At 48.4% G+C, this 219-nt stretch carries 1 pseudogene; it reads right to left on the bottom strand.

Annotated elements, in window-relative coordinates:
• Window positions 1–219 (bottom strand): annotated as a pseudogene (locus tag PSI23_RS23825) (helix-turn-helix domain-containing protein); the annotation flags it as partial.

Raw genomic sequence — 219 nt, 5'->3', positions numbered from 1 at the left:
AGTACCCACTTGCAAACGTCAATCGCTTCCTGACGGCTTATCGGTTGGAGGGTAACCAGTTTCTCTTCAAGGTAATCTTCCCGATCATAGATATAATATCGCTCATCACCGAACCCGTTCGGGTCGAGTTCTTTGGCGGCCACATTGCGCATCTGATATAACCAATCCCAATACAAAAACTCACGCACCACATCAGACAAGGTATGCGGTTCGGGAAGC

Origin of the sequence: Xenorhabdus yunnanensis (assembly GCF_028598805.1) — a bacterium.
GTDB lineage: Bacteria > Pseudomonadota > Gammaproteobacteria > Enterobacterales > Enterobacteriaceae > Xenorhabdus > Xenorhabdus yunnanensis.
The sequence above is the reverse complement of the archived record's forward strand: the minus strand, read 5'-3'. Positions and strand labels throughout refer to the sequence as shown.